This window comes from Enterobacter sp. ECC_219_Taxon_10 (assembly GCF_058354905.1).
Genome location: NZ_CM178005.1, coordinates 257,240 through 271,836 on the forward strand (window position 1 = coordinate 257,240; position 14,597 = coordinate 271,836).

General features: G+C 54.5%; 8 protein-coding genes, 1 tRNA gene and 3 rRNA genes. 10 read left to right on the forward strand and 2 right to left on the reverse strand.

What is annotated here, in order from left to right; all coding sequences use genetic code 11:
• Positions 1 to 15 precede the first annotated feature (15 nt).
• The 3 genes from AC4ICF_RS01120 to AC4ICF_RS01130 all read left to right on the forward strand — a co-directional run bounded on the left by AC4ICF_RS01120 (position 16) and on the right by AC4ICF_RS01130 (position 1,769).
• Positions 16 to 606 (forward strand): YjaG family protein, encoded by a 591-nt coding sequence (locus AC4ICF_RS01120; RefSeq protein WP_116344068.1) that lies wholly within the window; start codon positions 16 to 18, stop codon positions 604 to 606.
• A 186-nt stretch (positions 607 to 792) separates the two neighbouring features.
• A complete protein-coding gene (gene hupA / locus AC4ICF_RS01125; protein ID WP_002445246.1) occupies positions 793 to 1,065 on the forward strand; it encodes a nucleoid-associated protein HU-alpha in 273 nt (90 codons plus the stop codon).
• An 11-nt stretch (positions 1,066 to 1,076) separates the two neighbouring features.
• Positions 1,077 to 1,769: a DUF1481 domain-containing protein gene (locus AC4ICF_RS01130; protein ID WP_302221391.1), complete on the forward strand. Its 693-nt coding sequence runs from the start codon at positions 1,077 to 1,079 to the stop codon at positions 1,767 to 1,769.
• A 67-nt stretch (positions 1,770 to 1,836) separates the two neighbouring features.
• Here the strand turns inward: AC4ICF_RS01130 and purD are convergent, their stop codons facing one another.
• Positions 1,837 to 3,129, reverse strand: a complete 1,293-nt coding sequence (gene purD, locus AC4ICF_RS01135) for a phosphoribosylamine--glycine ligase (RefSeq protein ID WP_316380455.1) — start codon at positions 3,127 to 3,129, stop codon at positions 1,837 to 1,839.
• A 15-nt stretch (positions 3,130 to 3,144) separates the two neighbouring features.
• Positions 3,145 to 4,734, reverse strand: a complete 1,590-nt coding sequence (purH, locus tag AC4ICF_RS01140; protein ID WP_316380456.1) for a bifunctional phosphoribosylaminoimidazolecarboxamide formyltransferase/IMP cyclohydrolase — start codon at positions 4,732 to 4,734, stop codon at positions 3,145 to 3,147.
• Positions 4,735 to 5,296: 562 nt separating this feature from the next.
• Here purH and AC4ICF_RS01145 point away from each other — a divergent pair.
• The 7 genes from AC4ICF_RS01145 to aceA all read left to right on the forward strand — a co-directional run bounded on the left by AC4ICF_RS01145 (position 5,297) and on the right by aceA (position 14,587).
• Positions 5,297 to 6,836: ribosomal RNA gene (locus AC4ICF_RS01145) — 16S ribosomal RNA — on the forward strand.
• A gap of 85 nt (positions 6,837 to 6,921) precedes the next feature.
• Positions 6,922 to 6,997, forward strand: a tRNA-Glu gene (locus AC4ICF_RS01150).
• 182 nt (positions 6,998 to 7,179) lie between these two features.
• Positions 7,180 to 10,083: ribosomal RNA gene (locus tag AC4ICF_RS01155) — 23S ribosomal RNA — on the forward strand.
• Between the two features lie 73 nt (positions 10,084 to 10,156).
• Positions 10,157 to 10,272: ribosomal RNA gene (rrf, locus tag AC4ICF_RS01160) — 5S ribosomal RNA — on the forward strand.
• The 16S, 23S and 5S rRNA genes sit together here with 1 tRNA gene alongside, the layout of an rRNA operon.
• 177 nt (positions 10,273 to 10,449) lie before the next feature.
• Complete coding sequence (metA, locus tag AC4ICF_RS01165) at positions 10,450 to 11,379, forward strand: homoserine O-acetyltransferase MetA (RefSeq protein ID WP_061099595.1); 930 nt, start codon at positions 10,450 to 10,452, stop codon at positions 11,377 to 11,379.
• A 270-nt stretch (positions 11,380 to 11,649) separates the two neighbouring features.
• Positions 11,650 to 13,251: a malate synthase A gene (gene aceB / locus AC4ICF_RS01170; protein ID WP_163330881.1), complete on the forward strand. Its 1,602-nt coding sequence runs from the start codon at positions 11,650 to 11,652 to the stop codon at positions 13,249 to 13,251.
• Between the two features lie 31 nt (positions 13,252 to 13,282).
• Positions 13,283 to 14,587: an isocitrate lyase gene (gene aceA, locus AC4ICF_RS01175; protein ID WP_192984274.1), complete on the forward strand. Its 1,305-nt coding sequence runs from the start codon at positions 13,283 to 13,285 to the stop codon at positions 14,585 to 14,587.
• Positions 14,588 to 14,597: the final 10 nt, after the last annotated feature.

The following is a 14,597-nucleotide window of genomic DNA, read 5'->3' on the forward strand; positions in this document are numbered from 1 at the left end:
ATTCGAGACATCATCATGCTACAAAACCCGATTCATCTGCGCCTTGAGAAGCTGGAAAGTTGGCAGCACGTGACGTTTATGGCTTGCCTGTGCGAGCGCATGTATCCCAACTACGCCGCGTTCTGTAAGCAAACGGAGTTTGGCGAAGGCCAGATTTATCGCCGCATCCTGGATTTAATCTGGGAGACGCTGACGGTGAAAGACGCGAAGGTGAACTTCGACTCTCAGCTGGAAAAGCTGGAAGAGGCGATCCCGGTTGCGGATGATTTTGACCTGTACGGAGTTTATCCGGCGATTGATGCCTGCGTCGCGTTAAGCGAGCTGCTCCACTCTCGTCTGAGCGGTGAAACGCTGGAGCACGCTATCGAAGTCAGTAAGGCCTCGATTACCACCGTCGCGATGCTGGAGATGACCCAGGCAGGTCGTGAAATGACCGACGAAGAGCTGCGTGCCAATCCGGCCGTAGAGCAAGAATGGGATATCCAGTGGGAAATTTTCCGCCTGCTGGCAGAGTGTGAAGAACGCGATATTGAGCTGATCAAAGGTCTGCGAGCGGACTTACGTGAGGCCGGCGAGAGCAATATTGGTATAATTTTTAACCAATGAGACAACAAAACGTGATTTAACGCCTGTTTTGTCGCTCCTCGACTCTTCCCTTCTGCCCCCCGTCTGGTCTACATTTGGGGGGCGAAAAAAAGTGGCTATCGGTGCGTGTATGCAGGAGAGTGCTTTTTTGGCATTTTCGTCGCACTCGATGCTTAGCAAGCGATAAACACATTGAAAGGATAACTTATGAACAAGACTCAACTGATTGATGTAATTGCGGACAAGGCTGATCTGTCTAAAGTGCAGGCTAAAGCTGCTCTGGAATCTACCCTGGCTGCTATTACTGAGTCTCTGAAAGAAGGCGATGCTGTACAACTGGTTGGTTTCGGTACCTTCAAAGTGAACCACCGCGCTGAGCGTACTGGCCGCAACCCGCAGACCGGTAAAGAAATCAAAATCGCCGCAGCTAACGTGCCGGCATTTGTTTCTGGTAAAGCACTGAAAGACGCTGTTAAGTAAGACGCGTGGCAGTGAACAGTTTTAGCGAAGGGGCGGCAACGCCCCTTTTGTCTTTCTGGCGTGGAACGCTCGCGCTGGCAGGCGTGCTGTTGCTGTCAGCCTGTAGCCACGATTCCTCCCTCCCTCCGTTTACCGCCAGCGGTTACGCGGACAACCAGGGGGCGGTCAGGATCTGGCGCAAAGATTCCGGTGGCGAAGTGCATCTGCTTTCTGCCTTCAGCCCGTGGCATAGCGGCAATACGTCGACTGCGGAATATCGCTGGCAGGGAGATGACCTGTCGCTGATTGAACTGAACGTCTACAGCAAAACCCCCGAACACGTGAAAGTGCGTTTTGATGACCATGGCGAGCTGAGCTTTATGCAGCGTGAAGTCGGCGGTCAAAAACAGCAGCTTTCCAGTGATCAAATCGCCCTCTACCGTTACCGTGCCGAACAAATCCGCCAGACAAGCGACGCGCTGCGTCTGGGACGCGTTGTGCTGCGCCAGGGGCGCTGGCATACCGATGGGACGGTGACCACCTGCGAAGGGCAGACGGTGAAGCCTGAGCTCGAATCCTGGGCGACCGAACATATTCAACGCCGTCAGCGTCATTCATCAATGGAGGTGAGTGTGGCGTGGCTGGAAGCGCCGGAAGGCTCTCAGCTGCTGCTGGTGGCGAACGAAGACTTCTGCACCTGGCAGCCGACAGAGAAAAGTTTCTAATTGTGCCGCGAGGGGTTCCCTCTCCCCTTAGGGGAGAGGGTTAGGGTGAGGGGAACAGACGGCTCCCTTACTCCCCCTGCTCACGCGCAATTGCGCGATAACCGATATCCTGGCGGCTGAAGCTGCCGTCCCAGTGAATATCCGCCATCAGCGCATAAGCGCGCTTCTGCGCTTCTGCCACGGTATGGCCCAGCGCGGTGGCGCACAGCACGCGGCCACCGTTGGTGAGGACGCGATCGTCGTCAGCCAGCTTCGTCCCGGCGTGGAACACCTTCGCACCGTCAATTTCTTCCAGCGGCAGGCCGTGGATTTCATCGCCGGTGCTGTAGCTACCCGGATACCCACCCGCAGCAATCACCACGCCCAGAGACGCGCGCTCGTCCCACTCTGAGGTTTTCTCGTCGAGCTTGCCTTCGCAGGCTGCCAGACACAGTTCCACCAGATCGGATTTCATGCGCAGCATGATAGGCTGTGTTTCCGGATCGCCGAAGCGGCAGTTGAATTCAATCACCTTCGGGTTGCCCTGCTTGTCGATCATCAGACCTGCGTAAAGGAAACCAGTGTAGGTGTTGCCTTCCGCCGCCATCCCTTTCACGGTAGGCCAGATGATGCGGTCCATGGTGCGCTGGTGCACTTCGTCAGTCACTACCGGAGCAGGGGAGTAGGCGCCCATCCCGCCGGTATTCGGGCCGGTATCGCCGTTGCCCACGCGCTTGTGATCCTGGCTGGTGGCCATCGGCAGAACGTGCTCGCCGTCGACCATCACGATAAAACTCGCCTCTTCACCGTCGAGGAACTCTTCGATCACGATGCGGTGGCCCGCGTCGCCAAAGGCGTTGCCGGCCAGCATATCGTGAACAGCGGCTTCGGCTTCCTCGAGGGTCATCGCGACGATAACACCTTTCCCGGCGGCCAGACCGTCGGCCTTGATGACAATCGGCGCGCCTTTTTCACGTAAGTAGGCCAGGGCTGGCTCTACTTCGGTGAAGTTCTGATATTCCGCCGTCGGGATGTTATGACGCGCGAGGAAATCTTTGGTGAAGGCTTTGGAGCCTTCCAGCTGGGCTGCACCCTCCGTTGGGCCGAAGATTTTCAGACCGGCTGCGCGGAAGGCATCGACGACGCCAATCACCAGCGGCGCTTCCGGGCCCACAATCGTCAGGTCGATTTTCTCGCTCTGGGCAAAGCTCAGCAGCGCCGGGATATCGGTCACGCCGATAGCCACGTTCTGCAGCGCGGGTTCCAGCGCGGTACCGGCGTTACCCGGTGCCACAAAGACGGTATCAACCAGCGGAGACTGCGCCGCTTTCCACGCCAGCGCGTGTTCGCGTCCGCCGTTACCAATCACTAATACTTTCATTTTCAGCTCCGGGAATTAATGGCGGAAGTGGCGCATGTCGGTGAAGATCATCGCGATGCCGTGTTCGTCGGCAGCGGCAATCACTTCGTCATCGCGGATGGAACCGCCAGGCTGGATCACGCAGGTGATGCCGACAGCGGCTGCGGCATCGATGCCGTCACGGAACGGGAAGAAGGCGTCAGAAGCCATGGCGGAGCCTTTGACTTCCAGACCTTCGTCACCTGCTTTAATACCCGCGATTTTCGCAGAGTAAACGCGGCTCATCTGGCCTGCGCCTATCCCGATGGTCATGTTTTCTTTGGCGTAGACAATGGCGTTTGATTTGACGAACTTGGCGACCTTCCAGCAGAACAGCGCGTCACGCAGTTCCTGTTCGCTCGGCTGACGCTTGGTCACCACGCGCAGGTCGGCTTCTGTCACCATACCCAGATCGCGGTCCTGAACCAGCAGACCGCCGTTCACGCGCTTGAAGTCCAGGCCCGGCACGCGTTCGGCCCACTGGCCGCAAACCAGTACGCGCACGTTCTGTTTTGCTGCGGTGATTTTCAGCGCTTCTTCGGATGCGGATGGCGCGATGATCACTTCAACGAACTGGCGGGAGATGATAGCCTGTGCGGTTTCAGCATCCAGCTCGCGGTTGAAGGCGATAATGCCGCCGAACGCAGAGGTCGGATCGGTTTTGTAGGCGCGATCGTAGGCATCCAGAATAGAGGTGCTCACGGCAACGCCGCATGGGTTCGCATGCTTGACGATAACGCAGGCAGGCTCGCTGAACTCTTTCACGCATTCCAGCGCGGCGTCGGTGTCGGCAATGTTGTTATAGGAGAGCGCTTTGCCCTGAACCTGCTGGGCTGTCGCAACAGAGGCTTCTTTTACCTCTTCTTCTATATAGAAGGCTGCCTGCTGGTGGCTGTTCTCACCGTAACGCATATCCTGCTTCTTAATGAAGTTCAGGTTCAGGGTGCGCGGGAAGCGGCCAGAAGGATCTTTGCTTTCAGCGTGGTAAGCCGGCACCAGGCTTCCGAAGTAGTTGGCGATCATGCTGTCGTACGCGGCGGTGTGTTCGAAGGCTTTGATGGCGAGGTCGAAACGCGTTTCCAGTGTGAGCGACCCTTCGTTAGCATCCATCTCATTAATAATGGTTTCGTAATCGCTGCTCTTCACCACGATGGCCACATCTTTATGGTTCTTGGCTGCGGAGCGCACCATGGTCGGGCCGCCGATATCAATATTCTCTACGGCATCTTCAAGAGAACAGCCTTCGCGGGCAACGGTTTGGGCAAACGGGTAGAGGTTAACAACCACCATGTCGATTGGCGCGATGTCATGCTGCTCCATAATGGCGTCGTCCTGACCGCGACGGCCAAGAATACCGCCGTGGACTTTTGGATGCAGGGTTTTGACGCGTCCATCCATCATTTCCGGGAAACCGGTGTAATCGGACACTTCGGTTACCGGCAGACCTTTATCTGCTAACAGGCGAGCAGTACCGCCTGTAGAAAGCAGCTCCACACCGCGTGCGGAAAGTGCCTGAGCGAATTCGACGATACCGGCTTTATCAGAAACACTGAGCAGAGCGCGGCGGACTGGACGACGTTGTTGCATGGTAAATCCCCTGGATTTCACGATTACAGAGAGCGTTAGATGAATTTTCCAGTGAAAAACTCATCTAACACACCTGACGGGGCATCCTTATTAAGCGCGAGCATTTTAACGAAAACGTTTGCGCAACGCTCGCATATTTTCACTTTTTCGTATCATTGTGGATAAGTCTGTGTGTAAAAAGGTATAAGGCGGGGTTTTGCTGTGGAATGCAGCAGTCAGTCATTTTTCTGTTATTTAACGGTTGCGGCCTGCGGAGAACTCCCTATAATGCGCCTCCATCGACACGGCGGATGTGAATCACTTCACAGACAACCCGGTCGGTTGAAGAGAAAAAATCCTGAAATAACGGGTTGACTCTGAAAGAGGAAAGCGTAATATACGCCACCTCGCAACGGTGAGCTGAAAGCCGCGTTGCAACTGCTCTTTAACAATTTATCAGACAATCTGTGTGGGCACTCAAAGTGACATGGATTCTTAACGTCGCAAGACGAAAAATGAATACCAAGTCTCTGAGTGAACATGCGTAATTCATTACGAAGTTTAATTCACGAGCATCAAACTTAAATTGAAGAGTTTGATCATGGCTCAGATTGAACGCTGGCGGCAGGCCTAACACATGCAAGTCGAACGGTAGCACAGAGAGCTTGCTCTCGGGTGACGAGTGGCGGACGGGTGAGTAATGTCTGGGAAACTGCCTGATGGAGGGGGATAACTACTGGAAACGGTAGCTAATACCGCATAACGTCGCAAGACCAAAGAGGGGGACCTTCGGGCCTCTTGCCATCAGATGTGCCCAGATGGGATTAGCTAGTAGGTGGGGTAACGGCTCACCTAGGCGACGATCCCTAGCTGGTCTGAGAGGATGACCAGCCACACTGGAACTGAGACACGGTCCAGACTCCTACGGGAGGCAGCAGTGGGGAATATTGCACAATGGGCGCAAGCCTGATGCAGCCATGCCGCGTGTATGAAGAAGGCCTTCGGGTTGTAAAGTACTTTCAGCGGGGAGGAAGGCGATAAGGTTAATAACCTTGTCGATTGACGTTACCCGCAGAAGAAGCACCGGCTAACTCCGTGCCAGCAGCCGCGGTAATACGGAGGGTGCAAGCGTTAATCGGAATTACTGGGCGTAAAGCGCACGCAGGCGGTCTGTCAAGTCGGATGTGAAATCCCCGGGCTCAACCTGGGAACTGCATTCGAAACTGGCAGGCTAGAGTCTTGTAGAGGGGGGTAGAATTCCAGGTGTAGCGGTGAAATGCGTAGAGATCTGGAGGAATACCGGTGGCGAAGGCGGCCCCCTGGACAAAGACTGACGCTCAGGTGCGAAAGCGTGGGGAGCAAACAGGATTAGATACCCTGGTAGTCCACGCCGTAAACGATGTCGACTTGGAGGTTGTGCCCTTGAGGCGTGGCTTCCGGAGCTAACGCGTTAAGTCGACCGCCTGGGGAGTACGGCCGCAAGGTTAAAACTCAAATGAATTGACGGGGGCCCGCACAAGCGGTGGAGCATGTGGTTTAATTCGATGCAACGCGAAGAACCTTACCTACTCTTGACATCCAGAGAACTTTCCAGAGATGGATTGGTGCCTTCGGGAACTCTGAGACAGGTGCTGCATGGCTGTCGTCAGCTCGTGTTGTGAAATGTTGGGTTAAGTCCCGCAACGAGCGCAACCCTTATCCTTTGTTGCCAGCGGTTAGGCCGGGAACTCAAAGGAGACTGCCAGTGATAAACTGGAGGAAGGTGGGGATGACGTCAAGTCATCATGGCCCTTACGAGTAGGGCTACACACGTGCTACAATGGCGCATACAAAGAGAAGCGACCTCGCGAGAGCAAGCGGACCTCATAAAGTGCGTCGTAGTCCGGATTGGAGTCTGCAACTCGACTCCATGAAGTCGGAATCGCTAGTAATCGTGGATCAGAATGCCACGGTGAATACGTTCCCGGGCCTTGTACACACCGCCCGTCACACCATGGGAGTGGGTTGCAAAAGAAGTAGGTAGCTTAACCTTCGGGAGGGCGCTTACCACTTTGTGATTCATGACTGGGGTGAAGTCGTAACAAGGTAACCGTAGGGGAACCTGCGGTTGGATCACCTCCTTACCTTAAAGAACCTGCCTTTGTAGTGTCCACACAGATTGTCTGATGAAAAGTAAGCAGCAAGGCGTCTTGCGATTGAGACTTCAGTGTCCCCTTCGTCTAGAGGCCCAGGACACCGCCCTTTCACGGCGGTAACAGGGGTTCGAATCCCCTAGGGGACGCCACTTGCTGGTGCGTGAGTGAAAGTCACCTGCCGTCATATCTCAAAACTGACTTACGAGTCATGTTTGAGATATTTGCTCTTTAAAAATCTGGATCAAGCTGAAAATTGAAACGACACACAGTTAATGTGTGTTCGAGTCTCTCAAATTTTCGCAATCAGAAGTGAAACATCTTCGGGTTGTGAGGTTAAGCGACTAAGCGTACACGGTGGATGCCCTGGCAGTCAGAGGCGATGAAGGACGTGCTAATCTGCGAAAAGCGCCGGCGAGGTGATATGAACCTTTGACCCGGCGATGTCCGAATGGGGAAACCCAGTGTGTTCCGACACACTATCGTTAACTGAATACATAGGTTAACGAGGCGAACCGGGGGAACTGAAACATCTAAGTACCCCGAGGAAAAGAAATCAACCGAGATTCCCCCAGTAGCGGCGAGCGAACGGGGAGCAGCCCGGAGTCTGAATCAGCTTGTGTGTTAGTGGAAGCGTCTGGAAAGTCGCAGGGTACAGGGTGATACTCCCGTACACGAAAGCACACAGGCTGTGAACTCGAAGAGTAGGGCGGGACACGTGGTATCCTGTCTGAATATGGGGGGACCATCCTCCAAGGCTAAATACTCCTGACTGACCGATAGTGAACCAGTACCGTGAGGGAAAGGCGAAAAGAACCCCGGCGAGGGGAGTGAAAAAGAACCTGAAACCGTGTACGTACAAGCAGTGGGAGCACCTTCGTGGTGTGACTGCGTACCTTTTGTATAATGGGTCAGCGACTTATATTCTGTAGCAAGGTTAACCGTATAGGGGAGCCGAAGGGAAACCGAGTCTTAACTGGGCGTTAAGTTGCAGGGTATAGACCCGAAACCCGGTGATCTAGCCATGGGCAGGTTGAAGGTTGGGTAACACTAACTGGAGGACCGAACCGACTAATGTTGAAAAATTAGCGGATGACCTGTGGCTGGGGGTGAAAGGCCAATCAAACCGGGAGATAGCTGGTTCTCCCCGAAAGCTATTTAGGTAGCGCCTCGTGAATTCATCTTCGGGGGTAGAGCACTGTTTCGGCTAGGGGGCCATCCCGGCTTACCAACCCGATGCAAACTACGAATACCGAAGAATGTTATCACGGGAGACACACGGCGGGTGCTAACGTCCGTCGTGAAGAGGGAAACAACCCAGACCGCCAGCTAAGGTCCCAAAGTCATGGTTAAGTGGGAAACGATGTGGGAAGGCACAGACAGCCAGGATGTTGGCTTAGAAGCAGCCATCATTTAAAGAAAGCGTAATAGCTCACTGGTCGAGTCGGCCTGCGCGGAAGATGTAACGGGGCTAAACCATGCACCGAAGCTGCGGCAGCGACACTATGTGTTGTTGGGTAGGGGAGCGTTCTGTAAGCCGTCGAAGGTGGCCTGTGAGGGCTGCTGGAGGTATCAGAAGTGCGAATGCTGACATAAGTAACGATAAAGCGGGTGAAAAGCCCGCTCGCCGGAAGACCAAGGGTTCCTGTCCAACGTTAATCGGGGCAGGGTGAGTCGACCCCTAAGGCGAGGCCGAAAGGCGTAGTCGATGGGAAACAGGTTAATATTCCTGTACTTGGTGTTACTGCGAAGGGGGGACGGAGAAGGCTATGTCAGCCGGGCGACGGTTGTCCCGGTTTAAGCGTGTAGGTGTGTGTTCCAGGCAAATCCGGTTCACTTTAACACTGAGGCGTGATGACGAGGCACTACGGTGCTGAAGTGATAAATGCCCTGCTTCCAGGAAAAGCCTCTAAGCATCAGGTAACACGAAATCGTACCCCAAACCGACACAGGTGGTCAGGTAGAGAATACCAAGGCGCTTGAGAGAACTCGGGTGAAGGAACTAGGCAAAATGGTGCCGTAACTTCGGGAGAAGGCACGCTGATATGTAGGTGAAGCCCCTGCGGGCGGAGCTGAAATCAGTCGAAGATACCAGCTGGCTGCAACTGTTTATTAAAAACACAGCACTGTGCAAACACGAAAGTGGACGTATACGGTGTGACGCCTGCCCGGTGCCGGAAGGTTAATTGATGGGGTTAGCGGCAACGCGAAGCTCTTGATCGAAGCCCCGGTAAACGGCGGCCGTAACTATAACGGTCCTAAGGTAGCGAAATTCCTTGTCGGGTAAGTTCCGACCTGCACGAATGGCGTAATGATGGCCAGGCTGTCTCCACCCGAGACTCAGTGAAATTGAACTCGCTGTGAAGATGCAGTGTACCCGCGGCAAGACGGAAAGACCCCGTGAACCTTTACTATAGCTTGACACTGAACACTGGTCCTTGATGTGTAGGATAGGTGGGAGGCTTTGAAGCGTGGACGCCAGTCTGCGTGGAGCCGTCCTTGAAATACCACCCTTTAATGGCTGGTGTTCTAACGTGGACCCGTGATCCGGGTTGCGGACAGTGTCTGGTGGGTAGTTTGACTGGGGCGGTCTCCTCCCAAAGAGTAACGGAGGAGCACGAAGGTTAGCTAATCCTGGTCGGACATCAGGAGGTTAGTGCAATGGCATAAGCTAGCTTGACTGCGAGAGTGACGGCTCGAGCAGGTGCGAAAGCAGGTCATAGTGATCCGGTGGTTCTGAATGGAAGGGCCATCGCTCAACGGATAAAAGGTACTCCGGGGATAACAGGCTGATACCGCCCAAGAGTTCATATCGACGGCGGTGTTTGGCACCTCGATGTCGGCTCATCACATCCTGGGGCTGAAGTAGGTCCCAAGGGTATGGCTGTTCGCCATTTAAAGTGGTACGCGAGCTGGGTTTAGAACGTCGTGAGACAGTTCGGTCCCTATCTGCCGTGGGCGCTGGAGAATTGAGGGGGGCTGCTCCTAGTACGAGAGGACCGGAGTGGACGCATCACTGGTGTTCGGGTTGTCATGCCAATGGCACTGCCCGGTAGCTAAATGCGGAAGAGATAAGTGCTGAAAGCATCTAAGCACGAAACTTGCCCCGAGATGAGTTCTCCCTGAGACTTTAAGTCTCCTGAAGGAACGTTGAAGACGACGACGTTGATAGGTCGGGTGTGTAAGCGCAGCGATGCGTTGAGCTAACCGATACTAATGAACCGTGAGGCTTAACCTTACAACGCCGAAGGTGTTTTGGCGGAAGAGACAGAACAATCAATATTCAGCCTGATACAGATTAACAGAATTTGCCTGGCGGCTTTAGCGCGGTGGTCCCACCTGACCCCATGCCGAACTCAGAAGTGAAACGCCGTAGCGCCGATGGTAGTGTGGGGTCTCCCCATGTGAGAGTAGGGAACTGCCAGGCATCAAACAAGAAGAACCCCGTACCGTAAGGTGCGGGGTTTTTTGCTTTTGTTTTTCACCCCTCTTCCTGAAACTTTCTCACCTTACGCTTGCAGGCTCGACATTCCGATAGTTTCTGGGTATCGTTAGCTATCTGGATGTCTAAACGTTTATACGTATGCTGTGAGGATATTAAGTTATGCCGATTCGGGTGCAGGACGAGCTACCAGCCGTCAATTTCTTGCGTGAAGAAAACGTCTTCGTGATGACGGCTTCGCGTGCGACAGGTCAGGAAATTCGCCCGCTGAAGGTGCTTATTCTCAATCTGATGCCAAAAAAGATCGAAACAGAAAACCAGTTCCTGCGTCTTCTGTCGAACTCCCCGCTGCAGGTCGATATTCAGCTGCTGCGTATTGATGCCCGTGAGTCACGTAACACGCCCTCTGAGCATCTGAATAACTTCTACTGTAACTTCGAAGATATTCAGGGGGAAAACTTCGACGGACTGATTGTAACCGGCGCGCCGCTTGGCCTGGTGGAATTTAACGATGTCGCCTACTGGCCGCAGATCAAACAGGTGCTGGAGTGGGCAAAAGATCACGTCACGTCTACGCTGTTTGTCTGTTGGGCGGTACAGGCTGCACTCAACATTCTCTACGGTATTCCCAAACAGACCCGCACTGAAAAGCTCTCCGGCGTATACGAACACCACATTCTTCATCCACACGCGCTGTTGACGCGCGGGTTTGACGACTCCTTCCTGGCTCCGCATTCCCGATACGCCGACTTCCCGGCCCAGCTGATTCGTGACTACACCGATCTGGAGATCCTGGCCGAAACGGAAGATGGAGATGCCTACCTGTTTGCCAGCAAGGATAAGCGTATCGCCTTTGTGACCGGGCATCCTGAGTACGATCCGCATACCCTTGCGTCAGAGTATTTCCGTGATGTCGAGGCGGGCCTTAATCCGGATGTGCCGTACAACTATTTCCCGAAAAACGATCCGCAAAACAAACCGAGAGCGACCTGGCGCAGCCACGGAAATTTGCTGTTCACCAACTGGCTCAACTATTACGTCTACCAGATTACACCGTACGATCTTCGCCACATGAATCCGACGCTGGAGTAATCTTCTGCGTGAAACGATCCTAAAGCGTTTCAGCTATTCAGATCAGGCACCTTCGGGTGCCTTTTTTATTTCCGAAATATCACTCATCATTCGATAAAACTTTAATTCCAATTAAATCAAGAAATTAATTGCGATTAACAATTAAAATGGAAATTGTTTTTGATTTTGGAAAAAATATAGATAGTCTTAATTCTGCTGAGCGAAAACTACCCAACGATCTTTCGTTCGCATCGGGGGCGTGATTTTGGATCTTTGATGAGGAGCAGAGTAATGACTCAACAGGCAACGACGGTCGATGAACTGGCCTTTACCCAGCCGTATGGCGAGCAAGAACAGCAAGTGTTGACGGCGGAAGCGGTAGAATTTCTGACTGAACTGGTGACCCGCTTTACGCCACAGCGTAATAAGCTGCTGGCGGCACGCATTCATCAGCAGCAGGAAATTGACGATGGCAAGTTGCCTGGCTTCATTTCGGAAACCGCTTCCATTCGCCGCGGTGAGTGGAAAATCCGCGGCATCCCTGAAGATTTACAGGATCGACGCGTTGAGATCACCGGTCCGGTAGAGCGCAAAATGGTGATCAACGCCATGAACGCCAACGTTAAAGTCTTTATGGCCGATTTTGAAGACTCGCTGGCACCAGACTGGAACAAAGTTATCGACGGGCAGATCAACCTGCGCGACGCCGTGAACGGCACCATCAGCTATACCAACGAAGCCGGGAAAATCTACCAGCTCAAACCGAATCCGGCGGTGCTGATCTGTCGCGTACGCGGTCTGCACCTGCCTGAAAAACATGTCACATGGCGTGGGGAAGCCATTCCGGGCAGCCTATTTGATTTCGCACTCTATTTCTTCCACAACTACAAGAACCTGCTGGCAAAAGGCAGCGGACCTTATTTCTACCTGCCAAAAACGCAGGCCTGGCAGGAAGCGGCCTGGTGGAGTGAAGTATTCAGCTACGCGGAAGATCGTTTCAACCTGCCGCGCGGCACCATCAAGGCCACGCTGCTGATTGAAACGCTGCCTGCCGTGTTCCAGATGAATGAAATTCTGCACGCCCTGCGCGATCACATTGTCGGCCTGAACTGTGGACGCTGGGACTATATCTTCAGCTACATCAAAACTCTCAAAAATTATCCCGATCGCGTGCTGCCGGATCGTCAGGTTGTGACCATGGATAAACCGTTCCTGAGCGCCTACTCGCGTCTGCTGATCAAAACCTGCCATAAGCGCGGCGCCTTTGCGATGGGCGGCATGGCGGCTTTTATCCCGAGCAAAGACGCGGAGCGCAATAATCAGGTGCTCAACAAGGTGAAAGCCGATAAAGAGCTTGAAGCCCGTAACGGTCACGACGGCACGTGGATTGCACATCCGGGTCTGGCCGATACGGCGATGGAGGTCTTCAACCGCGTGCTCGGCGATAACAAAAACCAGCTGTTTGTCACGCGCGAAGAAGATGCCCCAACGGCTGAAGAACAGCTGCTGGCGCCATGCGCAGGTGAGCGTACGGAAGAGGGCATGCGTGCCAATATCCGCGTCGCGGTCCAGTACATCGAGGCGTGGATCTCCGGCAACGGCTGCGTGCCTATCTACGGCCTGATGGAAGATGCCGCCACGGCGGAAATCTCTCGTACCTCCATCTGGCAGTGGATCCACCATCAAAAAACGCTCAGCAACGGCAAGCCGGTGACAAAAGCGCTGTTCCGCCAGATGCTGGCCGAAGAGATGCGGGTGATCCAGGACGAGCTGGGTGAGCACCGCTTCAGCAGCGGACGTTTTGATGACGCCGCGCGCCTGATGGAGCAAATCACCACATCAGATGACTTAATCGACTTCCTGACCCTGCCGGGCTACCGCTTCCTGGCGTAACTCACCACATAACAATATGGAGCATCTGCACATGAAAACCCGTACCCAACAAATCGAAGAGTTAAAGAAAGAGTGGACACAACCTCGCTGGGAAGGCATCCGCCGTCCTTACAGCGCGGAGGAAGTGGTGAAATTACGCGGCTCGGTCAACCCGGAATGCACGCTGGCACAGAACGGTGCGGCGAAAATGTGGAAGCTGCTGCACGGCGGCTCTAAAAAAGGCTACATCAATAGCCTCGGCGCGCTGACCGGCGGTCAGGCGCTGCAGCAGGCGAAGGCCGGTATTGAAGCTATCTACCTCTCCGGCTGGCAGGTCGCGGCGGACGCCAACCTAGCCTCCAGCATGTACCCGGATCAGTCGCTCTATCCGGCAAACTCCGTGCCGTCGGTGGTGGATCGGATCAACAATACCTTCCGTCGTGCGGATCAGATCCAGTGGGCTGCCGGTATCGAACCTGGCGATCCGCGCTTTACTGACTACTTCCTGCCGATCGTCGCGGATGCGGAAGCGGGCTTCGGCGGTGTGCTGAACGCCTTCGAGCTGATGAAATCGATGATTGAGGCCGGTGCAGCGGCCGTTCACTTCGAAGACCAACTGGCGTCAGTGAAAAAATGCGGACACATGGGCGGTAAGGTACTCGTTCCGACTCAGGAAGCGATTCAGAAGCTGGTTGCCGCGCGTCTGGCTGCTGACGTGCTCGGCGTGCCGACGCTGGTGATTGCCCGTACCGATGCGGACGCGGCGGACCTGATCACCTCTGACTGCGACCCGTACGACAGCGAATTCATTACCGGCGAGCGCACCAGCGAAGGCTTCTACCGCACCCATGCCGGCATTGAACAGGCGATCAGCCGCGGCCTGGCGTACGCCCCCTATGCGGACCTGGTCTGGTGTGAAACCTCTACGCCGGATCTGGCGCTGGCAAAACGCTTTGCCGACGCCATTCACGCGAAGTTCCCGGGAAAACTGCTGGCCTACAACTGCTCGCCGTCCTTCAACTGGCAGAAAAAGCTGGATGACAAAACCATCGCCAGCTTCCAGCAGCAGCTGTCCGACATGGGCTACAAATACCAGTTCATCACCCTGGCAGGCATCCACAGCATGTGGTTCAACATGTTCGACCTGGCGCATGCCTATGCGCAGGGCGAGGGCATGAAGCACTACGTTGAGAAGGTGCAGCAGCCGGAGTTTGCCGCGGGTAAAGACGGCTACACCTTCGTGTCTCACCAGCAGGAGGTGGGCACCGGCTACTTTGATAATGTGACCACGATTATTCAGGGCGGCACCTCCTCCGTCACCGCCTTAACGGGTTCAACGGAAGAAGCACAGTTCTAATCTTTTCCCC

Coding starts and splice junctions, on each gene's coding strand:
- aceA (WP_192984274.1), top strand. CDS start 13,283: ATGAAAACCCGTACCCAACAAATCGAAGAGTTAAAGAAAGAGTGGACA.
- purH (WP_316380456.1), bottom strand. CDS start 4,734: ATGCAACAACGTCGTCCAGTCCGCCGCGCTCTGCTCAGTGTTTCTGAT.
- aceB (WP_163330881.1), top strand. CDS start 11,650: ATGACTCAACAGGCAACGACGGTCGATGAACTGGCCTTTACCCAGCCG.
- AC4ICF_RS01120 (WP_116344068.1), top strand. CDS start 16: ATGCTACAAAACCCGATTCATCTGCGCCTTGAGAAGCTGGAAAGTTGG.
- purD (WP_316380455.1), bottom strand. CDS start 3,129: ATGAAAGTATTAGTGATTGGTAACGGCGGACGCGAACACGCGCTGGCG.
- hupA (WP_002445246.1), top strand. CDS start 793: ATGAACAAGACTCAACTGATTGATGTAATTGCGGACAAGGCTGATCTG.
- metA (WP_061099595.1), top strand. CDS start 10,450: ATGCCGATTCGGGTGCAGGACGAGCTACCAGCCGTCAATTTCTTGCGT.